The following is a 22,708-nucleotide window of genomic DNA, read 5'->3' as shown; positions in this document are numbered from 1 at the left end:
TGCGGGTCCGACATCGGGGACGGCGGACCTGCGGAGACGGGCGGTCGCGGGGGCGGACGGGGGCGGTGTCATCCGCGGCGACGGCCGCCGCGGCCGCCGTCGCCGGACGCGGCGGCCTTCTTCTTCGTGCCGTTGGGCCACAGGCGCGGGCTGCGCTTGGCGGCGAAGTCCTCGACCCAGCCGAAGCACAGGACGGCCAGCCCTATCAACGGCCAGACGAGGAAGAACATCCAGATCATGTACGTGGAGTCGAGGGCGGCCGAGGCCCGCTCGCTCTCCATGAACGGCAGGTTGTACAGCTGGTCCAGGATCGGGACCGTGGCCATGATCAGGAGGTTGTGCCAGAGGTAGATCGTGACCGCGCGGTTGTTGGACAGCGTGACCAGCTTGTCCCAGCGGGCGAGCCGGCCCGGCAGCTCCTGCCACGAGGGCGAGTAGAGCAGCAGGATCACGACGAACCCGAAGGACCAGGTCGCCTGGGACAGCGGGATATCGTTGAGGTCCCAGCCGTCCGGGCCGAGGTGGCCCGAGGCCCACCACAGTCCGAAGGCCATGACGAGCGCGGCGCAGGAGACGGCCACATAGCGCGGGATCTTGGCCAGCAGTCCCTCGTGGTGGGCGAAGCCCAGCACCCAGCAGCCGCCGTAGACGGCGAAGTCGGAGATCGCGTTGCCGGTCTCGCCGGGGATCGTGACGAGGCCCGTCCCCACGACGGCCGTCAGGGCCAGCGGGGCCAGCAGGGTCGGCAGCGGGGCCCGGCGGAACGCCCACAGCAGCAGCGGGGACGCCACGACGAACCACAGGTAGGCCCGCAGGTACCAGAGCACGCCGGCCGCCTGCACCGCCCAGGTGTTCTCCAGCAGACCGGACTGGGAGCCGATCTGCCACGGGTACGGCGGGGCGCCGACCGGGACGAGGTAGTTGAACAGGTCGATGACGGCCCACATGCCGCCGCCGAGGTCCGGGTCCTTCGTCGGGTTCCAGCCTCCGGCGAACATCATCGTCAGCACGACGGCGCTGAACACCCACAGCGGCGGCAGCAGACGCCGGACGCGGCTCTTGATGACGCCCCACGCGGGACGGTTCAGGGAGCGCGCCATGAGCGAGCCGGCCAGCGCGAACATCACGCCCATGGACGGGAACAGCACCGTCAGCCAGGCCCAGCCGAAGAGGTGGTACGCGACCACACGGACCAGCGCGATGGAGCGCAGCAGATCCAGATAGCGGTCACGGCCCGGCTTCTTCGGCGCGGGCGCCGGCGCGGGTTCGGGTGCCGGGGCGGGGGCGGCGGGCTCGGGTACGACGGCGGTCGCCGCCGGCTCGTGCCCGTACGCGCCCGCGCCGGGGTAGGGGTCCGTCCGCCAGGCCGGGTCGTTCTGCCAGACGGGGTCGTTCTGCCAGGCGGGCTCCGGTGCCCCGGACCCGGCCGCTCCGGGACCCATGGGCGGGTACTGGTGCGTCATCCCACCGGCCTCCGATCGCCGTCACGTGTGCCTGCCGAACGCTGCGACGGCACGGGGCCGCCGGGTGCCTCCACCACGCCCGTGCGGCGCAGCTTCTGCCAGCGCAGCCGGCCGCCGGTGAGGGCCGTGATCCAGGACTGGAGCAGGACCACGTACATCAGCTGGCGGTAGAGGATCTGCTGGAGCGGGAGCGAGATCAGGTGCGTCATGCGCTCCTTGTCCAGCCGGAAGGCGTAGGCGGCGCAGACCAGCTGGATCGCGAGGACGCCCAGCCAGGCGATGACGGTCTTCTGCGTCGGGCCGAAGATCAGGCCGTAGATCAGGAAGACGTCGATGAGCGGGGCGAGCAGGGGCGCCAGGACCATGAAGAGCGACACCAGGGGCAGGCCGACCCGGCCGAAGCGGCCCGAGGGCCCCTTCTCCACCAGGGCGCGGCGGTGCTTCCAGATCGCCTGCATCGTGCCGTACGACCAGCGGTAGCGCTGGGACCACAGCTGCTGGACGGACTCCGGCGCCTCGGTCCAGGCGCGCGCGTTCTCGGCGTAGACGACGCGCCAGCCGTCCCGGTGCATCGCCATGGTGATGTCGGTGTCCTCGGCGAGCGTGTCGTCGCTCATGCCGCCGACCCGCTCCAGCGCCGACCGCCGGAAGGCGCCGACGGCGCCCGGGATGGTCGGCATGCAGCGCAGCATGTCGTACATGCGGCGGTCGAGGTTGAAGCCCATCACGTACTCGATGTGCTGCCAGGCGCCGATGAGGGAGTCGCGGTTGCCCACCTTCGCGTTGCCGGCGACGGCGCCGACGCGCGGGTCGCCGAACGGCTGGACGAGCTCACGGACCGTGGCCGGCTCGAAGACGGTGTCGCCGTCCATCATCACGATGATCTCGTGGCTGGCGTTGGCCAGACCGCGGTTGAGCGCGGCGGGCTTGCCCGCGTTGAGCTGGCGGACGACCCGGACGTTCGGCAGCCCCATGGCCTCGACGATGCGGGCCGTGCCGTCGCTGGAGCCGTCGTCGACGACGATCACCTCGATGGGGTGCTCGCTCGCCATGAGGGAACGCACCGTGTTCTCGATGCACTTGGCCTCGTTGTACGCCGGGACGAGCACCGTCACCGGTTCGGTGACGGGCGGGCCCCAGCGGAAGCCCTTGCGGCGCACCCGGCGCGCGTGGATGCCGGACAGCAGCAGCATCAGCACGAAGCGGCTGATGACCAGGAAGCCGATCACCGCGAGGCCGACGACGAGCACGCCCGTGATGTTGTCCGACGCCCGGACGAGGAAGATCCAGGCCTTGCCCTTCCACAGGTCGAGCCCGGTGACCTGGCTGTGGGCGCTGGGCGCGCCGAGCGCCTCGGTGAGGTTGCCGAACGTGTAGCCCTTGGCCTGCAGGTCCGGCAGGAACCGGTCGAGGGCCTGCACGGTCTGGTGCCGGTCGCCGCCGGAGTCGTGCATCAGGACGATGGCGCCCTTGCCGCCCTTGGGGGTGGCGCGGCGGATGATCTCGTCGACGCCGGGCTTCTGCCAGTCCTCGCTGTCGGTGTTGTTGACGACGGTGAGGTAGCCGCGCTGGCCGATGTACTCGGTGATCGGCCAGGACTCGTTGTCCATGGCGTCGGCGAACGACGAGTACGGCGGGCGGAACAGGGACGTGCGGATGCCCGCGGCGCCGGTGATCGCGAGCTGGTTCTGGGACAGCTCCCAGTCGATGCGCTTCTTCGACTGGTAGGAGAGGTCGGGGTGGTTGAAGGTGTGCAGGCCGACCTCGTGGCCCTCCTCGACCATGCGCCGGACCAGCTCCGGGTAGCGCGAGGCCATGGTGCCGGTGACGAAGAAGACGGCGTGGGCGTTGTGCTTCTTGAGCACGTCCAGGACCTTGGGGGTCCACTCCGGGTCGGGGCCGTCGTCGAAGGTGAGGACCAGGCGGTGGTCGCGCAGGCTCAGCGTCTCGGTCCGGCCGCCGCGGGTGTCGATGACGGGGCCGCCCTCGAGGATCTTCTCCGGGACCTTGTCGGAGGCGGCCTCGGGCCGGATGCGGTGGTCGGCCAGGATCTCGCTGTGGACGTAGCCGCGCAGCATCAGCATCGCCATCAGGGCGACGAGGACCAGGCAGGGCAGGAGGAGGCGCATGGGCACGCGGCGGCGGCGCTGGGCGGCGCCGCGGGCGCGGTGTTCGGGTGCGTGGCGACGCGAGGAGCCGCCGCGGGCTCCGTGCTCTGCCCCACGGCGGCGGGTGCGGGATGCCATCAGAAGGTGTTCTCCGGGAACGGGGCGGCGGGAGCGGAGGTGGTGCCTCCGGGCTCCTGCGCGACGGGCTCAGGGTTGCTCGGGCCGTTGGCGACCGTCCCCGTTCCGGGGTCTTCGGTGGTCGTGGGGTCGGTCGGCTCCGTGGTGGTGCCGCCGCCGTCCGTCGGGCTCGGTGCGGGGTTGTTGGTGACCGGGTTGGTGGGTGTCTGCCGGTCGGGCGTCGGGTTGGTGCCGCCGGGGTTGGACGTCGCCTTGGTGTTGCTCGGCTTCGGCTGGCCGGAGGCGGCCGGGTCCTCGGCGCCGGCGGACGCGCCGGACGCGGTGCCGCCGGTTCCGGGCAGCAGGCTCTCGCCCGCGGACGCGGACGGGGAGGCGCCCGGGGAGACGTCCGAGGTCTCGGAGGGCGTCACCGAGTCGGCCGGCATCGGCGAGGTGTCGACCTGGCCGGCGGGCTTCTCCGCGGGGCCCTCGACGGGCAGCCAGGGCGCGTCGGAGTTCCCGGACAGCAGGGTGGCGACGATGACCACGGCGTAGACCGCGCAGGCCAGGGCGACGGCCATGCCGAGCCGGCGGAAGCGGCGGCTGCGGCGGCCCGTCTCGTCGACGAACACCGGCCCGTCGGAGCCCTCGGGGGCGCCGGGGGCGTCCTTGGCGGCGCGCATCATGCCGTCGAGCTGGAGCCCTATGCCGTCGAGCTGGACGGTGACCTCGTGCGGGTCGTGGGTGGCGCCGGCGCCGCCGGGGCCCGCCGCCTGCTCGTGCTCGGCCCACGGATCGCGCACGGGTGCCGTGCGGGGGCCGCCGGACGCCGCGAACGGGTCGGTGGCGCCGGCCGCGTGCCGGCCGTGCCGGGGCGGTCCCGCCGGTCTTCCGACGCCGGGCAGGACCGCGGTCTCGTCGCCGGACGCGGCGGGTACGCCGCGCAGGATCTCCGTCTTGTCGGCGTCCGTCGAGGCACGCCTGCCACCCTGGAGTATGTCCGTCTCCCTCGCCTCGGTCCGGGAGCGCGGCCCCCGACCCGGGAGCCCGGTCTCCCCGGTCGCCGGGAAGGCCTGGGTGTCCACCCTGGCGCCCCCCGCGGAAGAATTGCCCACAGACCGGTACGCGGCCTGGGGCCACTCCGGTTGGGCGTCTTCTCGCCACTTCTTCACGCGCACGCACATCCCCCCACGGGACCGTTCCGGGTGCGCACACGACTCCGAGCACACGTCGTCGCACCGAGCCCCCACCCGGCCGAGCGCCCCCCTTTACCACACTGTGCTCAGGCGAAGAATGTAGCGCACGCGGAGGTTTCGTGGTTGCCACGTGCCAACTAATGGACACCCATGACGCATGCGTCGGTGGCCGGAATCCATCCCTCAGGTGGTCGATCCAGCCATCCTTCCTCGCCTGTGACCTGGGAGGCTGCCCGGCGGAGGGCGATAAGTCCGGGATGTTCGAGACCCTTTCTCCATACAAGTGATACTGGCGACAGTGGGACCGGGTGCGTCAGCGGGCGGAGCACCGTGCCCGGCATCGGGGGGAAGTCGACGACCGCCAGCACCGGGTTCCGCGTCTTCGCCATGAGCCGCTGGAACTCCTCGTCGCCGACGGCCAGGGGCGCCGGGGCGGCCATCTCGACCCCTCGCCCCTCGAAGAGGGTTCGCGCCAGCGCGGTCCACTCGGGGGTACGGGGATTGCCGGCGCCGGCGTACACGGTCTCCCCGGCGAGCGCGTCCAGCGGCACCGTGTCCCGGGCGGCCAGGGGGTGGTCCTCGGGGAGGACGACGGCCATCGGCTCCAGACGGACCGGCTGGTGGTCGAGGCCGGCCCGCAGCGCCGGGTCGAGGCCGGCGAACCGGCCGAACGAGGCGTCGAGGCGGCCCGCGAGCAGATCGGCGGCGGCGCCCGTCAGACCGCTCTCGAAGCGGGCCATGAGCTCCAGCTCGGGCGCGAGTTCGCGCGCCCGGTGCAGGACCGCGCGGGTGGTGCGCAGGCCGGGTGTGTTCAGGTCCACGAGCAGGGGGCGGGCCTGCCCGAAGGCGGCGAGCAGGTCGTCCTGCGCCTGGAGCGCGCGGCGGGCGTACGGCACGAGGCGCTCGCCGTCGGGGGTGAGGGTGACCTGGCGGGTGGTCCGCACGAACAGCTCGGCGCCGAGCTCGCGCTCCAGGCGGCGCACGTCCCGGCTGAGCGCCTGCTGGGCGACGTACAGGCGGGCGGCGGCGCGGGTGAAGTGCAGTTCCTCCGCGACGGCCAGGAAGGCGCGCAGGAGGCGGGGGTCGAGGTGGGCGGGAGCCGGCATGGGCCGAACTTACAACAGGAGTGCGTGAATCCGTGCGGAGCAGGTGTTGGACCCGGTGATCGGTGACGGCCGAGGCTGGGCGCATGCCGAGATCGACCGCCACAAGTGCCCCTGATGCCGGGGAAGTCCGGAACGTCCCATCACCCACCCGTGCTGCCGCGATCCCTCCCCGTGGACGGACGGCCCGGCGGCCCCCGGGACCCTACCGGCGGCTGTTCGCCCGGCCGGGCGCGCTCGCCTTCACCGCCGCCAACCTGGCGGCCCGGCTGCCCATGGGCATGTTCAGCGTGAGCGCGGTCGTGATGATCGCCGGGACGCGCGGGTCGTACGCCCTCGCCGGGGCCGTCACCGCCACCGGGCTGGCGGCGACCGCCGTGGTCGCGCCCGGGGTCGCGCGGCTCGTCGACCGGTACGGGCAGGCCCGGGTGGCCGTGCCGGCCACGCTGCTCGCGGCGCTGGGCAGCCTCGCCCTGCTGCTGTGCGTGCGGTACGACGCCCCCGCGTGGACGCTGTTCGCCGCCTACGCCGCCACCGCGAGCACACCCAATACCGGGGGTATGTCCCGGGCGCGGTGGACCCATCTGCTGAAGGACGACCCGGGGGCCCTGCACACCGCGAACTCCCTCGAGCAGTCCGTCGACGAACTGTGCTTCATGCTGGGCCCGGTGCTCGCGGCCTTCCTGTGCGGGACGTTCTTCCCCGAGGCGGGCACGCTCGTCGCCGTGACGCTGCTGGTGACCGGGGTGCTGGCCTTCGCCGCCCAGCGGTCGACCGAGCCGCCGGCGCACGGCCCGGCCTCGGCGCCCGGCCCGGCGCCGCTGCGCGCGCCCGGCATGCCCGCGCTGCTGGCCGTCTGCCTCGCCCTGGGCGCGGTGTTCGGGGCGACGGAGGTCGTGACGATCGCGTACGCCGACGCGCAGGGGCACCGGGCCGCCGCGGGCGCGGTGCTGGGGCTCCAGGCGGCCGGGTCCTGCGTGGCGGGCCTGGTGTACGGCCGGCTGCGGCTCACCGGCTCCCCCGAGCGCCGCTACCCGTGGTGCGTGGCGGCGATGACCGCGCTGCTGGTTCTGCCGGCCCTGGCCACGTCCACCACCGGCTCGCTCCCGGTGCTGGCCGCGACCCTGCTGCTGGCCGGCATGGCGACCGCCCCCACGATGATCACCAACATGGCCCTGGTCCAGCGCCGCACCCCACCGGGCCGCCTCAACGAGGGCATGACCCTCGCGGTGACGGCCCTGCTCGGCGGCATAGCCTGCGGCAGCGCGACCGGCGGCTGGACGGTGGAGCACATGTCCCCGTCCACGGGGTACGCCGTGCCGGCCGTGGCCGCCGCGGTTGCCCTGGTGGTGGCGGTGGTGGCACGGGTGCCTCGCCCTCGGGAGGCGTGAGGCGGACGAGCCCCGTGCGGGTCGGGGTCAGGTGTGCCAGGCCCGCGGGCTCGTGTAGGGGCGGGTGCGGTCGGGGCGGGACCAGGCGGCCGTGGAGGGGCGGGGCGGCGCCGGGTCGGGGGCCGGGGCGAGGCGCAGGGTGAGCACCGCGGTGAAGGCGGCCAGTTCCTCGGGGCTCGGGGCGCCGCGCAGGACGCGGACCGAGGTGGCGGCGAGCAGGTCGGCCGGGGTCGGGGTCATGGGGTGCTCCTCACTGGGGCGGGTTGCCGTGCTTGCGGGTGGGCAGGGACTCGGATTTGGTGGCGAGCATCGTCAGCGCGCGGCTGAGGGCGAGGCGGGTCTCGCGGGGGTCGATGACGTCGTCGACGAGGCCGCGCTCGGCCGCGTAGTAGGGGTGGACGAGTTCGCTGCGGTACTCCTCGATCTTGCGGCGGCGCATCGCCTCGGGGTCGTCGGCGGCGGCGATCTCGCGGCGGAAGACGACGTTGGCGGCGCCCTCTGCGCCCATCACGGCGATCTCGTTGGTGGGCCAGGCGAGGGCGATGTCGGCGCCGATGGACCGGGAGTCCATGACGATGTAGGCGCCGCCGTACGCCTTGCGCAGGACCACGGAGACGCGGGGCACGGTGGCGTTGCAGTAGGCGTACAGGAGTTTCGCGCCGCGCCGGATGATGCCCTCGTGCTCCTGGTCGACGCCGGGCAGGAAGCCGGGTACGTCGACGAGGGTGACCAGCGGGATGTTGAAGGCGTCGCAGAACTGGACGAACCGGGCACCCTTCTCGCTGGCCCTGATGTCGAGGACGCCGGCCATGGACGCGGGCTGGTTGGCGACGATGCCGACGACATGCCCGTCGATCCGGGCGAGCGTGCAGACGAGGTTGGTGGCGAACGCGGCGTGCACCTCCAGGTGGTCGCCGTCGTCGACGATCTCCTCGACGACCTTGCGGATGTCGTAGGAGCGGTTGCCGTCGGCGGGGACCAGGTCGAGCAGGGCGTCGCCGGGGCGGTCCGCCGGGTCGCCGGTGGGGTGGGCGGGCGGGAGTTCGCGGTTGTTGGAGGGGAGCATGGTCAGCAGATAGCGGACCTCCTCCAGGCAGGTGCGCTCGTCGTCGTAGACGAAGTGGGCGACGCCGGAGGTGCCGCCGTGGACGTCGGCGCCGCCGAGGCCGTTCTGGGTGATCTCCTCCCCCGTCACCGCCTTCACGACGTCGGGCCCGGTGATGAACATCTGCGAGATGTCCCGCACCGCGAACACGAAGTCGGTGAGTGCCGGGCTGTACGCGGCGCCGCCCGCGCACGGGCCGAGCATCACGCTGATCTGCGGGATCACCCCGGACGCCTTGGTGTTGCGCCGGAAGATGCCGCCGTACCCGGCGAGGGCGGAGACGCCCTCCTGGATCCGGGCGCCCGCGCCGTCGTTGAGCGACACGAGCGGGGCGCCGGCCGCGATGGCCAGGTCCATCAGCTTGTGGATCTTCTGCGCGTGGGCCTCGCCGAGCGCACCGCCGAAGATCCGGAAGTCATGGGCGTACACGAAGACCGTGCGGCCCTCGACCGTGCCCCAGCCGGTGATCACGCCGTCGGTGTACGGCCGCTTGGCCTCGAGTCCGAAGCCCTGCGCGCGGTGCCGGCGCAGGGTCTCCACCTCGGTGAACGAGCCGGGGTCCAGCAGCAGTTCGATGCGTTCGCGGGCGGTCAGCTTGCCCTTGGCGTGCTGGCGTTCGGTGGCCCTCGGGTCGGGGCCGGTGCGGGCGAGCTCCTTGATGGCCGCCAGTTCGGAGAACCGGTCCGCCTCGGGGGCGTCGGTGTCGGGCAGCAGCGTCTCGGGATCGACGACGGTCATGATGCCTGGGCCCTTTCCTTCCTGTTCCTGGTGTCGATGAGGTCGTGCGGGCGGACGGACGACGGGTCGTGGGCGCGCAGCACCGTGCGCAGTCCCGGTTCGACGGCGTGGATCCGCTCCACGGCGTCCCGGGCGTGCAGCCAGTCGGCGGGCACCGGGTGCAGTGCGGCCCGCCGGTCGCCGGCGCCGGCCAGCGCGGCGGCGCCGACATGGCCCTCGCACAGCGGGATGTTGCGCACCGTCCAGCCGGCCGGGCGCCAGGACTCGGCGCCCTCGCCGAGGTAGTCGAGGTCGGCGGCGCGGGCGAGCCCGGTGCCGAGCCCCTTCAGATACGCCTCCTTGCGGGACCACAGCCGGGCGAACGCGGTCGGCCGCCGCTCGGGCGGGACGCGGGCGATCTCCTGGCGCTCGGCCGGGTGCAGCAGGGGCAGGCAGGCGTCGACGGTCGCGGGCGACGGCAGCGCCTGCACGTCGACGCCGACCCGGGTGCGGGCGACGGCGACCAGGGCGAGCCCGTGGCTGTGGGAGAGGGAGAACTCGGGGGCGCCCGGCAGGTCGAGCAGGACGGGCCGGCCGTGCCGTTCCCCGCACTCCTCGCACCACTCACGGCCGACGACCAGCCGCCGGGGCGCGACGCCGGTGTAGACGGACAGCACCCGGCGCAGGCCCACATGGGCGGCGACGTACATCTGCCGGTCGGCGTGCCGGCGGTAGGCGGCGGCGCGGCGGCGCTCGTGGTCGTCGAGTTCGCCGACGGGCGCGTCGCGCGGTGAGGCCGGTGCCGGCAGCAGCCACAGGTGCAGATCGGACGGGCCGAGCTGCCGGGCGCCGCGGGCGGGGTGCGGGTCGAGGGGGTGGTTCACGGGCGGCTCCCGGTCCGGGTGGTGGGGTGGGTCGTCCGCTCGGTCCCGGCGGTGCCGGCGCGCGCGGCGCCGCGGTCGGCGGCCGCCGCCACGAGCGCGGCCGCCAGGGAGATCAGTCCCCCGGCCCACAGCGCGGAGCGGGTCCCCAGGTAGTGGGTGACGGCGCCGACGAACAGGGCGCCGAGCGGGGCGGTGCCTTGGAGGATGAGGGTGTAGAGGGCCATGACGCGGCCCCGGTAGGCGGGGTCGCTGCCCAGCTGGACGCGGTGGTTGGCGGCCTGCGCGAAGTACAGGGACGCGAAGCCGGTCGGGACGAGCAGGAGCAGGGCGACCGCCAGGTTCGGCGCCCAGCCGGTGGCCGCGGCGAGCGCGCCGAAGGCGCAGGCCCAGCCGATGACGAGCCGGGCCGGGGGGCGGCCCCGGCGCAGCGTGCTGGTGAAGGCGGCCAGCAGGGATCCGGCGGCGAGCGCGGCGGTGAGCAGCCCGAACGCGGCGGCGTCGGTGTGGAAGACGGTGCGGGCCATCAGCGGCAGGGTCAGCTGCAGATTGAGGCCGAACAGGGAGACGGCGGCGAGCAGGGACAGGGTGGCCACCAGGTCGGGCCGGGACCGCAGATGGGCCAGTCCCTCCACGACCCGGGCGTCGCGGGCGGCGGGCCGCTCGGGCCGGTGCAGTTCGCCGGGCCGCATGGCGCGCAGCCCGGCGACGGTCGCCGCGTAGCTGGCCGCGTTGAGCAGCATCACGGTGCCGGTGCCGGCCGCCTCGATCAGCAGCCCGGCGAGCGAGGGGCCGACGACCCGCGCGATGTTGAAGTAGGCACCGCTGAGCGCGGAGGCGTTGGGCACCAGCTCCGGCCCGACGAGCTCGGCGATGAAGGACAGCCGGGCGGGCACCTCGACGGCGTTGGCGACGCCGAGGGCCAGGGCGAATCCGTACACGTGCCACAGCCGGGCGCCGTCGCCGGTGACCAGCAGCCCCAGCAGCAGCGCGAGCAGCCCGGAGGCGATGTTGGCCCCGGTCAGCAGCGCCCGCTTGTCGTACCGGTCGGCGATCCGGCCGCCGTACAGGGTGAGCAGCAGCATCGGCGTGAACTGGAGCGCGGTGACGGTGGCGAGGGCGGTGCCGGAGTCGCCGGTGAGGTCGAGGACGAGCCAGTCCTGGGCGACGACCATCATCCAGGTGCCGGTCACGGAGGCGATCTGCCCGCCGGCGAAGAGCCGGAAGTTGCGCACGCCCAGCGACCGCGTCCCGGTGGCCAGCAGTCCCCGCGGTCCCCGTTTCCCGGCGTGGGACCCGGTCATGGACCGTCCCGTTCGGGCAGGCACTCCTCGAAGAAGGCGAGCGCGCGCAGGTGGTAGGCGCGGGCCGTGCGGCCCAGGCTGATGTTGTGCCCGGCGTCGGGCTGCCGGTCGACGACCACGCGCGGGGCGGAGCTGAGCCGTGCGCGCAGGTCGTCGAGGGCGTCGGCGTCGTGCCGCCACCACAGTTCGTGCTCGGCGAACGTCAGCCGTACGGGGACGCGCACGCGCGGGGCGAGCGCGTCGAAGACGTCGGGCCAGGCGGACGCGGCCCGCAGTTCCCGTTCGGGCACCGGCCGGACGAAGTCGGCGCTGTGCCGGAAGGTGGCCGGCGGGTACAGGGCGAGCCGGCCCCAGTTGTGCTTCCAGCGGGCCCGGTCGGTGCCGGTGAGCAGTTCCTGGGAGCGCGGGGCGTAGCGGTGTCCGCAGCCGGAGATGTCCAGGCCCAGCAGTCCGGGCGGCGGGGCCTCGGCGGCCAGGGTCAGGGCGAGTTTGCCGCCGAAGGAGTGCGCGAGGAGGAACGTTCCGACGCCGGTGTCGTACCCGGCGCGGAAGTCGTCGAGCGCGGCCCCGAGGACACGGGCCTGCCCGGCGAGGTCCAGGCCGTCGGGGAACCCGGCGGCGGAGTCGCCGTAGCCGGGCCGGTCGACGGCGAGGACCTGGAACCCCAGGTGCGCGCCCAGCGCGCACAGGGAGGCGTCGGGCTGGGCCCCGCCGTCGAAGTACCCCGCGCTCATCCCGGCTCCGTGCAGCGCGACGACGGTGGCACGCGGTGGCGTGTCCGGGGGCGCGCTCAGCAGGGCGGACAGGGTGTGCCCGGCGGCGTTCAGGGTGATCCGCCGTACTCGGGGGCCGACGGACAGGGACGCGGTGGTCATCGTGCTACGCCACCTCCGGGCTGCCGAACCAGTGGTGCAGGGCCTCGACGAGGCGGTCGACCCCGGCGGCCACGTCGTCCCGGGCGCTGTCGCCGCCGGCCGCCCAGGCCACGTGCCCGTCGGGGCGGACGAGGAGGGCGGTGGCCCCGGCGAAGGCGCCGGGGTCCTCGGGGCGGGCCGTGACCACGGTGACGGTGTCCGTCCAGGGGGCCGCGGCCTCGCGCGGGGCGGGGTCGCCGGTCAGGTCGAGCAGGACGCCGCGGGCAGGGTGGAGCAGGTCGGCGGTGCCGGTGCGGGTGCCGTCGGGCAGCTCCAGCGGGCGCGGGGGCAGGCGGCGGCCGAGCAGCGGGTGGGTGCCGGGGCCGAGGTCGTAGGTGACGTCGAGGTGGCTGACGATGCCGGCGAGCCGGCGGCGGACGTCCTCCAGCTCCATCAGCTCGCCGAACACGGCCCGGACGGGGTCGGCCTCGGGGCCGCCGAGGAAGATCATGCCCTGGGCGCGGGTGTTCATCAGCAGACGGGCGCCGACCGGGTGCCGTTCGTCGTGGTAGGTGTCGAGCAGGCTGTCGGGCATGGTGCCGCGGGCCACCGCGGCCAGCTTCCAGCCCAGGTTGACGGCGTCCTGGACGCCGGTGCTGAGCCCTTGGCCGCCGGCCGGGAGGTGGACGTGCGCGGCGTCCCCGGCGAGCAGGACACGGCCCTTGCGGTAGGCGGAGGTCTGCCGGGTGGCGTCGGTGAAGGAGCTGACCCAGTCGGCGCCGCCGCCCGCCAGCGACTCGCCGGTGATGCGTTCCCAGGCGGCGGCGACCTCCTCGAACTCCACGGTCTGCGGGCGGTCCCCGGCGGGCGTGCCGTGCTCGCAGACGATGATCCGGTCGACGCCGGGCGCGAGCGGCGCGGCCATCACCATGCCGTGCTCCAGCCGCTCGCCCAGGAAGCGGGGGCGGATGGCGCAGCCGGTGACGTCCGCCAGGTACATTCGGCGGGTGGCGGGCAGTCCGGGGAAGTCGAAGCCGGCGGCCCGGCGTACGACGCTCTGGCCGCCGTCGCAGCCGACCAGGTAGGCGCCGCGCAGCCGCTGTTCGCCGTCGGGGGTGGCGGCGACGATCTCGACGCCGTGGCCGTCCTCGGACAGCTTGGTCAGCTCCCAGCCCCGGCGGATGTCGGCGCCCAGCTCAGCGGCCCACTCCTCCAGGACGGCCTCGGTCTGCGACTGCGGGACGCCCCGCGCGCCGAAGTGGGCGTCCTGAAGGACCGTGTAGTCGAACTGGATGCCGCCGAAGTGGCCCATGGGGCTCTTCTCCAGCGTTCCGAAGCGCGGGAGCAGGCCCCGTTGGTCGAACACCTCCATGGCGCGGGCGGTGAAGCCGAGTCCGCGGGACTGCCCGGTCGGCTCGGCGAGCTTCTCCACGACCACGACCCGGGCTCCGCCCAGCCGCAGTTCTCCGGCCAGCATGAGGCCGGTCGGCCCCGCACCGACGACGATCACATCCGTGTCCACAGTGCTTCCCTCTCTGCACGTCGCCCGAATCGATAGGAACATGTACGACTTGCCATGACTTGCGGTGTTCGGCCTCGCGTGGGATCACAGCCCGGGGTCCGGCCGTCCGAACCAGTGCCGGATCGCCGCCGTGGCCGCCCACGGGTCCGCGCCCGCCCAGGCGACATGGCCGTCCGGGCGCACCAGTAGCCCCTCGGCGCCGTGCAGGGGCGCGTCCGCGCCGGCCCGTACCGCCACCGGGGTGACGCGGTCGGCCCAGATCTTGCCGAGCCAGCGCAGCTCCGCCCGGGCCGTGTCGGCGACCAGCAGCAGGCCGTGCCCGTCCCGCAGCGCCCGGGCGACGTCCACCGGGCCGTCGGGCGTGGGCAGCGTGCCGAGCGGCAGCCGGGCGCCGAGCAGCGGGTGGGTGCCGCCGCCCACCGGGTAGCGGATGTCGAGCCCGGTGATCATCGCCGCGAGGTGGTCCCGGGTGGGGCCCGCCGCGATGAGTTCGGCGAGCAGGGCGCGGGCGGGCTCCACCTCGGGTCCGCCGAGCAGCAGCTGCGCCTGGGCGCGGATGTTGGCGAGCACGCGGCGCCCGACGGCGTGCCGCTCGTCGTGGTAGGTGTCGAGCAGCCCGTCGGAGGCCCGGCCGCGGGTCACCGCGGCGAGCTTCCAGCCGAGGTTGGCCGCGTCCTGCAGACCGAGGTTGAGCGCCTGGCCGCCGCTGGGCATCTGCCGGTGGGCGGCGTCCCCGGCGAACAGCACCCGGCCGTGCCGGTAGCGCTCCAGCTGCTGGTTGGCGTCCCCGAACGCGTTGAGCCACACCGGGCGCCCACCGCTCAGGTCCTCCCCGGTGACCCGCCGCCAGACGTCGACGACCTCGGCGAACGCGGGCGGTCCGGTGCGCGGCCGGGCGGCCCGGCCGAAGGCGTGCACCATGACGCGGGTGGTGCCGCCGGGCATCCGGGCGGCGATCGCCAGCCCGTGCTCCCGGCGTTCGAAGCGCCGGTTCGGGATGTCGATGCCGGCGATGTCGGCCCGCAGCAGTTCACGGGCCGCCGGGGAGCCCGGGAAGGACGCCCCGGTCAGGGCGCGGACGGTGCTGTCCTCGCCGTCGCAGGCGACGACGTACGCCGCCCGCAGCCGCCGTTCGCCGTCCGGGGCCGCCACCGTCAGCTCCACGTGCGCGTCCGACTGGACGAGTCCGCGGACCTCCCAGCCGCGCCGGACGTCGGCGCCGAGGGCGCGGGCCCAGTCCTGGAGCAGTTCCTCGGTCCGGGTCTGCGGCACCTTCCACTGGCCCGTGTACGGCCCGGGCACGGTGAGGTCCATGGGGACGCCGCCGAAGTGGCCGCGCGGCTCCCGGGGCGGGTCGCCGAGCGCGTCCAGCAGGCCCCGGCAGTCGAACAGCTCGACCGTGCGGGCGTGCAGCGTGGAGGCGCGGGACTCCGTGGTGGGGACGCGCAGCCGTTCGAGGACGACGACGTCGGCGCCGCCCAGGCGCAGCTCCCCGGCGAGGAACAGGCCGACGGGACCCGCCCCCACCACGACGACCCGGCCGGCGCCGGAGGTGTCGGTGGCCATGGTCAGCGGCTCTTCTCCGCGTGGTCCCGGGCGTGGCCCAGCGTGGCCCGGCTGTTGGTGCTCAGCGCGCCCTGGACGTACTCGCGGGCGTCCTCCACGGTCGCGTCGGGGCCGAGGATCCGCTGGATGTTGTCCGGGTTCAGCACCACCGTGTGCTGGGAGGTCGCGGCGACCCCGCGCGGGTACTCCTCGAACGTCCACAGGCCGGTGTGCAGGGTCATCAGCGCCGGAAGCGTCACCTGCTTGTAGGCGATCGCGCGGTGCGGGAACGTCACCCGGTACGACTTGGTGGTGTGCGTCGAGCCGTCCTTGGCCTGGGTGTCCATCTCCAGCACCTGGAGGCCGGGCGCGGGCTCCTCGAAGCGGACGCGGGCCACGTGCGGCAGCCGGTCCACCCAGCGGTCGGCCTGGTCGATGAAGTCGTAGACGTCCTTGGCCGCGCCCTCGATGAGCACGGTGTCCTCGAAGGAGAACGTCAGCTCGCGGGTGGCGTGGGCCCGTTCGACGTTCTCCTTCAGGGCGGCCAGCTCGGAGCGGGAGTTGCGGTCGACGGCCTCGTCGATCCAGGCCAGGCCCTCGGGGTCGTCGTCGACGGCCCGGTAGTCGTGCAGCAGCCTCACCAGCGACTCGCCGCCGGGGCGCTCCTCGATGACCCAGGCGCCGCCCATCGCGGCGACGGGAGGCGCGGAGACCTCCTGGCGGAAGGTGATCCGGCGGTTCTCCGGGTCCAGGGTGCGCCGCGAGGTCCAGCTCTTGGGGGCGCCGTTGGCGGTGGCCCAGATGCGGATGCGCTCCTCGCGCGCGCCCTTCTCCAGGTGGTCGACGTGGATGGTGGGCGGGAAGATCCGCGGCCAGTTCTCCACCTCCGCGATCAGCCGGTAGACGGCGTCGGCGGGGGCCGAGACGGTGATCTCGTGCGCCACCTCGCGGGTCGTCGCGTTCGTCGTGGTCACGTCCTCGTCCTCTTCTTCTCGGTGGTCGGGGGTCAGAAGTTGCCGAGGCCACCGCAGACGTTGATCGCCTGGGAGGTGACGGAGGCGGCGGTGTCGGAGGCGAGGTAGCCGACCATCCCGGCGACCTCCTGCGGGGTGGAGTAGCGGCCGAGCGGGATCTTCGCCTGGAACTTCTCGAGGATCGCGTCCTCGCTGGTGCCGTAGGCGTCGGCGTAGCCCTGGCGGACCCGCTGGGCCATGGGCGTCTCGACATAGCCGGGGCAGACGGCGTTGACGGTGACCCCGGTGGGCGCCAGCTCGTTGCCGAGGGCCTTGGTGAAGCCGACGACGCCGTGCTTGGAGGCGGAGTAGGGGGCGCCGAGGACGACGCCCTGCTTGCCGGCCGTGGAGGCGATGTTGATGATCCGGCCCCAGCCGCGGTCGCGCATGCCGCCGGTGGTGAGGACCTCGCGGGTCATCCGGAAGACGCTGTTGAGGTTGGTGTCGATGACGTCGTCCCACAGTTCGTCCGCGAGGTCGGCGGTGACACCGCCGCCGCTGCGGCCCGCGTTGTTGACGAGGACGTCGACGCCGCCGAACCGGTCCACGGCGGCCTGTACGAAGGCGCGGACCGCGTCCCGGGAGCGGACGTCCACGGCGGCGCCGTCGGCCTCGATGCCCTCCTCCTGGAGCTGCTTGACCGTCGCGGCCACGTTGTCGGCGTTGCGGGCACCGATGAACACCCGGTGCCCGGCGGAGCCCAGCTGCCGGGCGGCCGCCAGTCCGATGCCACTGGTGGCCCCGGTGATCAGTGCGACCCGCTGCGTCTGCTGCTGCGGCATGTCTCTTCCAACTCCTTTGCGGTCATGGCTACGAGGGAATGCGCCGCCGTCGGCCGAAGGGGTGCCGACGGCGGCGGATCAGGGAGTGCCGGTGTCGCGGAAGGTCAGGCGGCGGCCTGCGACCCGCTTCCCAGCTGCCCGTTGACCGCGTCGATCAGGGCGCGCGGCGTGTTGGCCTCGGACAGGACGTCGTCGTCGAGGGTGATGCCGTACTCGCGCTCGATCCGGCCGCCGGTCTCGAGCAGGGCCAGCGACTCGTAGCCGAGGTGCTCGAAGTCCGCGTCGAGGATGTCGCCGTCGAGGTCGACGGTCTCCTCGGCGCCGGCGCCCTCGATGAGGATGCGCTTGAGGTCGTCGAGGGTGAACTGCTGTGTGGACACGTGGGATTCCTCTCGTTCGTTCGCGTGGGTCGTGACGGGACGGTCAGGCGGACGCCCGGACGATCGCCGCCGAGTTGAAGCCGCCGTGGCCGCGGGCCAGGACCAGCGCCGAGCGCAGCCGGGCCTCGCGCGGGCGGTCGGTCACCAGGTCGAGGGTGTGCTCGGGCGACGGCGTGACGTGCACCGTCGGCGGGATCACCCCGTCGCGCAGGGACAGCAGCGCGGTGGCCAGGTCCAGGGGCGCCGCACCCGAGTACAGGCGGCCGGTCATCGTCTTCGGCGCGGTGACGGGGACGCCGTTCGCGCCGAACACCGCGGTGATCGCCTCCGACTCGGCCCGGTCCAGCTCGGGGTCGGCGGCGGCGTCGCAGAACACGACGTCGATGTCGCCGGCGTCCATGCGGGCGTCGGCCAGGGCGAGTTCGATCGCCCGGCGCAGCCCCGGCGGGCGCCCGCTGCCCGGCGCCGGGTCGAAGGTGGCGGCGTACCCGGCGACCTCGCCGTAGATCCTCGCGTCCCGGGAGCGCGCCGACTCCTCGGACTCCAGGACGAGCAGCGCGCCGCCCTCGCCGGGGACGTAGCCGTCGGCGGCCGCGTCGAACGGCAGGTACGCCTGGCTCGGCTCGTCCCGGGTGGTGAGCCGCTGCGCGGCGAGCTGGGCGACCCAGCCCCACGGGCAGATGGAGGCGTCCACCGCCCCGGAGACGACGACCGCCGTGCCCTTGCGGATCTGCCGGCGGGCCTGCGCGACCGCGTCCAGACCGCCGGCCTGGTCGCTGACGACCACGCTGCTGGGGCCCTTCATGCCGTGCCGGATGGAGATCTGGCCGCTGTTGACGGCGTAGAACCAGGCGAACGACTGGTACGCGCTGACGTACTGGCTGCCCCGGCTCCACAGCGCCTGCAGCTCGCCCTGGCCGAACTCGAAGCCGCCCGACGCACTCGCGGTCACCACGCCCATGCTGGAGTCGGGCAGGTCCTGCGGCCGTATCCCGGCGTCCTCCAGCGCCCAGTCGGCGGCGACCAGCGCGAGGCGGGTCATCCGGTCGGTCTGCGGCAGCAGCCGGCTCGGCAGATGCTCCTCGGCCGCGAAGCCGGGTATCTCCCCGGCCAGCCGGGCCGGGTACTGCGAGGGGTCGAAGCGGGTGATCCGCCCGATGCCGCTCTTCCCGGCGAGGGTCGCCGCCCAGTAGTCCTGGACGCCGAGCCCGTTGGGTGCCGTGACGCCGAGGCCCGTCACCACCACCGCGCTCATGCCATGCTCCTCTCGGGACGGGCGAGCACCATCGCGCTCTGGAAGCCGCCGAACCCGCTGCCGACCGTCAGCACCGCGTCGGTCAGCTGCTCGCGGGCGGTGACCGGCACGTAGTCGAGGTCGCACTCGGGGTCCGGGGTGTGCAGGTTCGCGGTCGGCGGGACCACGTGGTGCTCCATGGCCAGCGCCGAGGCGGCGATCTCGATGGAGCCGATCGCGCCGAGCGAGTGGCCCACCATCGACTTGATGGAGCTGACCGGCGTCCGGTAGGCGTGCTCGCCGAGGCTCTTCTTGAAGGCGGCCGTCTCGTGCCGGTCGTTCTGCTTGGTGCCGGAGCCGTGCGCGTTGATGTAGTCGATCTGGTCCACGTTCATCCGGGCCTCGTCCAGCGCCACCGAGATGGCCTCCGCCATCTCGGCGCCGTCCGGGCGCAGACCGGTCATGTGGTACGCGTTGCTGCGGGTGGCGTAGCCCGCGATCTCCGCGTAGACGTGGGCCCCGCGGCGCCGGGCGCTCTCCAGCTCCTCCAGCACGAAGACGGCGCAGCCCTCACCGAGCACGAACCCGTTGCGGGTGCCGTCGAACGGCCGGGACGCCTGCTCGGGGTCCTCCTTGCGCGGGGTCGTCGCCTTGATGGCGTCGAAGCAGGCCATGGTGATCGGGGAGATCGGCGCGTCCGACGAGCCGGCGATCATCACGTCCGCCGAGCCCTCCCGGATCAGCTCCACCGCGTAGCCGACCGAGTCGATGCCGGAGGTGCAGCCCGTGGACACCACGGTGTTGGGGCCCTCCGCGCCGACCGTCCAGGCGACCTCGGCCGAGAAGGAGCTCGGGACGAGGTAGTTGTACAGGTGCGGTACGGCGTAGGTGTGGTCCACCAGGTGCAGCCGGCCGCCGTCGCTGACGGTCCGGTACTCCTCGTCCAGACCGGTCGTGGCGCCGACCGCGCTGCCGATGGTGACGCCCACCCGGTGCGGCTCGTGGGCCGCGAGGTCGATGCCGCTGTCCTCGACCGCGCCGCGTGCCGCGACCACCGCGAACTGGGCGGCCCGGTCCATCCGGCGGACCTCCTGCGGGGTGAGTCCGTGCCGCTCCGGGTCGAAGTCCATCTCCGCCGCGACCTGGGACCGGAAGGGGCTCGGGTCGAAGAAGGTGATCCCGCGGGTGGCGGTGCGGCCCTCGCTCAGCATGTCCCAGAAGCCGTCCTTGCCGACGCCGCCGGGGGCGAGCACCTCGATCCCGGTGATGACGACACGACGACCGCTCATCGGGACGCCTCCCAGGAGTAGAAGCGCTGGGCCATGGCGTCGGCCGGCGACCGCCAGGTGGCCGGGTCGTACGCCTCGATGAAGGGCTTCAGGTCCTCACTGATGCGCACGAAACGCTCGTCGGACTTGGCCTTCTCGATCAGCTCGCCGCCGTTGTCCGCGTCGAAGTCCTGGAGGTGGAAATACAGCCCCCGGTACTGGAAGAGCTGACGGCGCCGGGTGCCCATCAGATGCGGCATCTCCGTCTCGTCGAACGCGCCGAACAGCTTGGCGACATCGACCGCGGAGCCCGGTTCCATCCGGGCCACGATCAAAGTGCTGTGCATGAGCTCTCCTTGGAAAAGGGTGCGTGGAGGGTCTGTGGGAAAAGGCAGGCGTGCGGGCGGGCGGAAAAAGCTCTGGGCCCGGGGAAAAGGGAGCGCGCTTTCGTCAGTCGATGCCCCGGCAGATGTACGGCTGTTCGCTGTCGTTCTCGTCGTCCTCGCCGGCCAGGAGCCAGGCCGGCGGCTGGGGAGCGGGCGGCTCGCGCCCGTCGTCGTGTGTCACGGTTCGCACCTCCTCGGACGTCCTCAGTCCTTGATCTCGCAGATCGGTGCGCCCGAGGTGAGGGAGGCGCCCACCTCGGCGGTCAGGTCCTTGACGGTGCCGGACCGGTGCGCGGTGAGGGGCTGCTCCATCTTCATCGCCTCCAGGACGACGATCAGGTCGCCCTCCTCGACCCGCTGGCCCTCCTCCACCGCGACCTTGACGACGGTCCCCTGCATCGGGGACGCGAGGGTGTCGCCGGAGACGGCGGGGCCCGAGGTCCGTGCCGCGCGGCGTTTCGGGCGGGCTCCGGCGGCGAGGTCGGTGCGGGCGAGGGCCATCCCGAGGGACGCGGGCAGCGACACCTCCAGGCGCCGTCCGCCGACCTCGACCACCACGGTGTCCCGTCCCCCCTCGTCGGTGCCCTGGTCGGTGTCGGTGGGGGTGGTGAAGGGTTTGATGTCGTTGACGAACTCGGTCTCGATCCACCGGGTGTGGACCGTGAAGGGGTCCGTGGAGCCGGTCAGCTCGGGAGCGAACGCGGGGTCCTTGACCACGGCCCGGTGGAACGGGATGGCGGTGGCCATGCCCTCGACGGTGAATTCCTCCAGGGCTCGTGCGGCGCGCTGGAGGGCCTGCTCGCGGGTGGCGCCGGTGACGATCAGCTTGGCCAGCAGGGAGTCCCAGGCCGGGCCGATCACGCTGCCGGACTCCACGCCCGCGTCCAGCCGCACCCCCGGGCCCGACGGCGGGGCGAAGGCGGTGACGGTGCCGGGGGCGGGCAGGAAGCCGCGGCCCGGGTCCTCGCCGTTGATACGGAACTCGAAGGAGTGCCCGCGCAGGACCGGGTCGCCGTAGCCGAGTTCCTCACCGTCGGCGATGCGGAACATCTCCCGCACCAGGTCGATGCCGGCGACCTCCTCGGTGACCGGGTGCTCGACCTGCAGACGGGTGTTGACCTCCAGGAAGGAGATCGTGCCGTCCGCGCCGACGAGGAACTCCACCGTGCCGGCACCGACGTAGCCGGCTTCCTTCAGGATCGCCTTCGACGAGGAGTACAGCTCCTCCACCTGGGCGTCGGTCAGGAACGGGGCGGGGGCCTCCTCCACCAGCTTTTGGTGGCGGCGCTGCAGGGAGCAGTCCCGCGTGGAGACCACGACGACGTTGCCGTGGGTGTCGGCGAGGCACTGGGTCTCGACGTGGCGGGGCTTGTCGAGGTAGCGCTCGACGAAGCACTCGCCGCGGCCGAACGCGGCGACCGCCTCCCGCACGGCGGAGTCGTAGAGCTCGGGGACCTCCTCCAGGGTGCGGGCGACCTTCAGGCCGCGTCCGCCGCCGCCGAAGGCCGCCTTGATCGCGATCGGCAGGCCGTGTTCCTTCGCGAAGGCCACGACCTCCTCGGCGCCGCTCACGGGGTCGGGGGTGCCGGCCACGAGGGGGGCACCGGCGCGCTGGGCGATGTGCCGGGCGGCGACCTTGTCACCGAGGTCGCGGATGGCCTGCGGGGGCGGCCCGATCCAGATCAGCCCGGCGTCCAGGACGGCCTGGGCGAACTCGGCGTTCTCCGACAGGAACCCGTATCCGGGGTGGATCGCGTCCGCCCCCGACTCACGGGCGGCGTTCAGGACCTTGCCGATGTCCAGATAGCTGGTGGCCGGGGTGTCACCGCCCAGGGCGAACGCCTCATCCGCGGCGCGGACATGCAACGCGTCACGGTCTGGATCCGCGTAGACGGCCACGCTCGCGATCCCGGCGTCCCGGCAGGCCCGGGCCACGCGGACAGCGATTTCGCCACGGTTGGCGATGAGCACCTTGCGCACGACGGGCCCTCTCCTCGCTCGGCTGGAATTCAGGGATGGTCGAGCGCGCCCGGGGTATTTCGACTTCCTGGGCGGCGCCCGAATACCTGTCCATCGTCGGCTGGGGGGAGGGCGGTCTTCAACAGTCGCCCATTAAGCCTTCGGACCAGATCGACAGGACCGCTACCGCTTTGTTGGCGCAGGGCCAGGCAAGTGTCAGAAAAGCGTCAGACGCCCCGGCCGGCCGAGGGCGGGGAAGAGATTCGGGGCCGTACGGAATGGGTGGCTTTCCAGGCCGGGAAAGCCCTCCGGTCAGCGGAAATGCGCCCGGGCAGCGAAAAGGGCGGGCTCCCTCGTGGGGAGCCCGCCCTTCGTATCGG

General features: G+C 73.4%; 19 protein-coding genes. 1 reads left to right on the top strand and 18 read right to left on the bottom strand.

The genetic code is table 11. From position 1 onward, the window contains the following. Window positions 1-68 precede the first annotated feature (68 nt). The 4 genes from ACFV46_RS18750 to ACFV46_RS18735 form a co-directional block, all read right to left on the bottom strand. Window positions 69-1,463 carry an acyltransferase gene (locus tag ACFV46_RS18750; RefSeq protein WP_376726799.1) on the bottom strand — a complete coding sequence of 465 codons (1,395 nt, stop codon included), beginning with the start codon at window positions 1,461-1,463 and terminating at the stop codon, window positions 69-71. After that, on the bottom strand, window positions 1,460-3,709 hold the full coding sequence (locus ACFV46_RS18745) for a glycosyltransferase (RefSeq protein WP_376726800.1): 2,250 nt from the start codon (window positions 3,707-3,709) through the stop codon (window positions 1,460-1,462). The genes ACFV46_RS18750 and ACFV46_RS18745 overlap by 4 nt, the downstream gene beginning before the upstream one ends. After that, the gene (locus ACFV46_RS18740) at window positions 3,709-4,773 is read right to left on the bottom strand and encodes a hypothetical protein (RefSeq protein ID WP_361924448.1); all 1,065 of its coding nucleotides are present in this window, start codon (window positions 4,771-4,773) and stop codon (window positions 3,709-3,711) included. The genes ACFV46_RS18745 and ACFV46_RS18740 overlap by 1 nt, the downstream gene beginning before the upstream one ends. 248 nt (window positions 4,774-5,021) lie before the next feature. Then, window positions 5,022-5,990 (bottom strand): LysR family transcriptional regulator, encoded by a 969-nt coding sequence (locus ACFV46_RS18735; RefSeq protein WP_385498909.1) that lies wholly within the window; start codon window positions 5,988-5,990, stop codon window positions 5,022-5,024. Between the two features lie 83 nt (window positions 5,991-6,073). Here ACFV46_RS18735 and ACFV46_RS18730 point away from each other — a divergent pair, with 83 nt between their 5' ends. Beyond that, window positions 6,074-7,378, top strand: a complete 1,305-nt coding sequence (locus ACFV46_RS18730) for an MFS transporter (RefSeq protein WP_385498908.1) — start codon at window positions 6,074-6,076, stop codon at window positions 7,376-7,378. Window positions 7,379-7,405: 27 nt separating this feature from the next. Here the strand turns inward: ACFV46_RS18730 and ACFV46_RS18725 are convergent, their stop codons facing one another. The 14 genes from ACFV46_RS18725 to ACFV46_RS18660 form a co-directional block, all read right to left on the bottom strand. Next, on the bottom strand, window positions 7,406-7,618 hold the full coding sequence (locus tag ACFV46_RS18725; RefSeq protein ID WP_376726803.1) for an acyl-CoA carboxylase subunit epsilon: 213 nt from the start codon (window positions 7,616-7,618) through the stop codon (window positions 7,406-7,408). A 10-nt stretch (window positions 7,619-7,628) separates the two neighbouring features. Next, complete coding sequence (locus tag ACFV46_RS18720) at window positions 7,629-9,221, bottom strand: acyl-CoA carboxylase subunit beta (RefSeq protein ID WP_385498907.1); 1,593 nt, start codon at window positions 9,219-9,221, stop codon at window positions 7,629-7,631. Further along, complete coding sequence (locus tag ACFV46_RS18715) at window positions 9,218-10,084, bottom strand: 4'-phosphopantetheinyl transferase superfamily protein (protein ID WP_361924439.1); 867 nt, start codon at window positions 10,082-10,084, stop codon at window positions 9,218-9,220. The genes ACFV46_RS18720 and ACFV46_RS18715 overlap by 4 nt, the downstream gene beginning before the upstream one ends. Next, window positions 10,081-11,385, bottom strand: a complete 1,305-nt coding sequence (locus tag ACFV46_RS18710; RefSeq protein ID WP_385498906.1) for an MFS transporter — start codon at window positions 11,383-11,385, stop codon at window positions 10,081-10,083. The genes ACFV46_RS18715 and ACFV46_RS18710 overlap by 4 nt, the downstream gene beginning before the upstream one ends. After that, window positions 11,382-12,260: an alpha/beta fold hydrolase gene (locus ACFV46_RS18705; RefSeq protein ID WP_361924435.1), complete on the bottom strand. Its 879-nt coding sequence runs from the start codon at window positions 12,258-12,260 to the stop codon at window positions 11,382-11,384. Before ACFV46_RS18705 ends, ACFV46_RS18710 begins: the two co-directional genes overlap by 4 nt. Window positions 12,261-12,264: 4 nt before the next feature. Then, the gene (locus ACFV46_RS18700) at window positions 12,265-13,803 is read right to left on the bottom strand and encodes an FAD-dependent monooxygenase (protein ID WP_376726806.1); all 1,539 of its coding nucleotides are present in this window, start codon (window positions 13,801-13,803) and stop codon (window positions 12,265-12,267) included. Between the two features lie 42 nt (window positions 13,804-13,845). Further along, entirely contained in the window at window positions 13,846-15,327 is a 1,482-nt protein-coding gene (locus ACFV46_RS18695) for an FAD-dependent monooxygenase (RefSeq protein WP_385498905.1), read from the bottom strand. Between the two features lie 2 nt (window positions 15,328-15,329). Continuing rightward, complete coding sequence (locus ACFV46_RS18690) at window positions 15,330-16,280, bottom strand: aromatase/cyclase (protein WP_385498904.1); 951 nt, start codon at window positions 16,278-16,280, stop codon at window positions 15,330-15,332. A 32-nt stretch (window positions 16,281-16,312) separates the two neighbouring features. Then, a complete protein-coding gene (gene fabG, locus ACFV46_RS18685) occupies window positions 16,313-17,101 on the bottom strand; it encodes a 3-oxoacyl-ACP reductase FabG (RefSeq protein ID WP_361338426.1) in 789 nt (262 codons plus the stop codon). Window positions 17,102-17,205: 104 nt separating this feature from the next. After that, window positions 17,206-17,481 (bottom strand): acyl carrier protein, encoded by a 276-nt coding sequence (locus ACFV46_RS18680; protein WP_361924427.1) that lies wholly within the window; start codon window positions 17,479-17,481, stop codon window positions 17,206-17,208. A gap of 43 nt (window positions 17,482-17,524) precedes the next feature. Beyond that, complete coding sequence (locus ACFV46_RS18675; RefSeq protein ID WP_361924425.1) at window positions 17,525-18,736, bottom strand: ketosynthase chain-length factor; 1,212 nt, start codon at window positions 18,734-18,736, stop codon at window positions 17,525-17,527. Continuing rightward, the gene (locus tag ACFV46_RS18670; protein ID WP_385498903.1) at window positions 18,733-20,004 is read right to left on the bottom strand and encodes a beta-ketoacyl-[acyl-carrier-protein] synthase family protein; all 1,272 of its coding nucleotides are present in this window, start codon (window positions 20,002-20,004) and stop codon (window positions 18,733-18,735) included. Before ACFV46_RS18670 ends, ACFV46_RS18675 begins: the two co-directional genes overlap by 4 nt. Further along, the gene (locus tag ACFV46_RS18665) at window positions 20,001-20,330 is read right to left on the bottom strand and encodes a TcmI family type II polyketide cyclase (RefSeq protein WP_086866093.1); all 330 of its coding nucleotides are present in this window, start codon (window positions 20,328-20,330) and stop codon (window positions 20,001-20,003) included. The genes ACFV46_RS18670 and ACFV46_RS18665 overlap by 4 nt, the downstream gene beginning before the upstream one ends. Window positions 20,331-20,573: 243 nt before the next feature. Beyond that, window positions 20,574-22,349 carry an acetyl/propionyl/methylcrotonyl-CoA carboxylase subunit alpha gene (locus tag ACFV46_RS18660; protein WP_385498902.1) on the bottom strand — a complete coding sequence of 592 codons (1,776 nt, stop codon included), beginning with the start codon at window positions 22,347-22,349 and terminating at the stop codon, window positions 20,574-20,576. Window positions 22,350-22,708: the final 359 nt, after the last annotated feature.

Origin of the sequence: Streptomyces sp. NPDC059852 (genome assembly GCF_042731455.1) — a bacterium.
Taxonomy (GTDB): domain Bacteria; phylum Actinomycetota; class Actinomycetes; order Streptomycetales; family Streptomycetaceae; genus Streptomyces.
The sequence above is the reverse complement of the archived record's forward strand: the minus strand, read 5'-3'. Positions and strand labels throughout refer to the sequence as shown.

What these genes read in the sequence shown, in the direction of transcription:
- ACFV46_RS18750 (WP_376726799.1), bottom strand. Translation starts at nt 1,463, where the DNA reads ATGACGCACCAGTACCCGCCCATGGGTCCCGGAGCGGCCGGGTCCGGG.
- ACFV46_RS18745 (WP_376726800.1), bottom strand. Translation starts at nt 3,709, where the DNA reads ATGGCATCCCGCACCCGCCGCCGTGGGGCAGAGCACGGAGCCCGCGGC.
- ACFV46_RS18735 (WP_385498909.1), bottom strand. Translation starts at nt 5,990, where the DNA reads ATGCCGGCTCCCGCCCACCTCGACCCCCGCCTCCTGCGCGCCTTCCTG.
- ACFV46_RS18730 (WP_385498908.1), top strand. Translation starts at nt 6,074, where the DNA reads ATGCCGAGATCGACCGCCACAAGTGCCCCTGATGCCGGGGAAGTCCGG.
- ACFV46_RS18725 (WP_376726803.1), bottom strand. Translation starts at nt 7,618, where the DNA reads ATGACCCCGACCCCGGCCGACCTGCTCGCCGCCACCTCGGTCCGCGTC.
- ACFV46_RS18720 (WP_385498907.1), bottom strand. Translation starts at nt 9,221, where the DNA reads ATGACCGTCGTCGATCCCGAGACGCTGCTGCCCGACACCGACGCCCCC.
- ACFV46_RS18710 (WP_385498906.1), bottom strand. Translation starts at nt 11,385, where the DNA reads ATGACCGGGTCCCACGCCGGGAAACGGGGACCGCGGGGACTGCTGGCC.
- ACFV46_RS18705 (WP_361924435.1), bottom strand. Translation starts at nt 12,260, where the DNA reads ATGACCACCGCGTCCCTGTCCGTCGGCCCCCGAGTACGGCGGATCACC.
- ACFV46_RS18700 (WP_376726806.1), bottom strand. Translation starts at nt 13,803, where the DNA reads ATGTTCCTATCGATTCGGGCGACGTGCAGAGAGGGAAGCACTGTGGAC.
- ACFV46_RS18695 (WP_385498905.1), bottom strand. Translation starts at nt 15,327, where the DNA reads ATGGCCACCGACACCTCCGGCGCCGGCCGGGTCGTCGTGGTGGGGGCG.
- fabG (WP_361338426.1), bottom strand. Translation starts at nt 17,101, where the DNA reads ATGCCGCAGCAGCAGACGCAGCGGGTCGCACTGATCACCGGGGCCACC.
- ACFV46_RS18675 (WP_361924425.1), bottom strand. Translation starts at nt 18,736, where the DNA reads ATGAGCGCGGTGGTGGTGACGGGCCTCGGCGTCACGGCACCCAACGGG.
- ACFV46_RS18670 (WP_385498903.1), bottom strand. Translation starts at nt 20,004, where the DNA reads ATGAGCGGTCGTCGTGTCGTCATCACCGGGATCGAGGTGCTCGCCCCC.
- ACFV46_RS18665 (WP_086866093.1), bottom strand. Translation starts at nt 20,330, where the DNA reads ATGCACAGCACTTTGATCGTGGCCCGGATGGAACCGGGCTCCGCGGTC.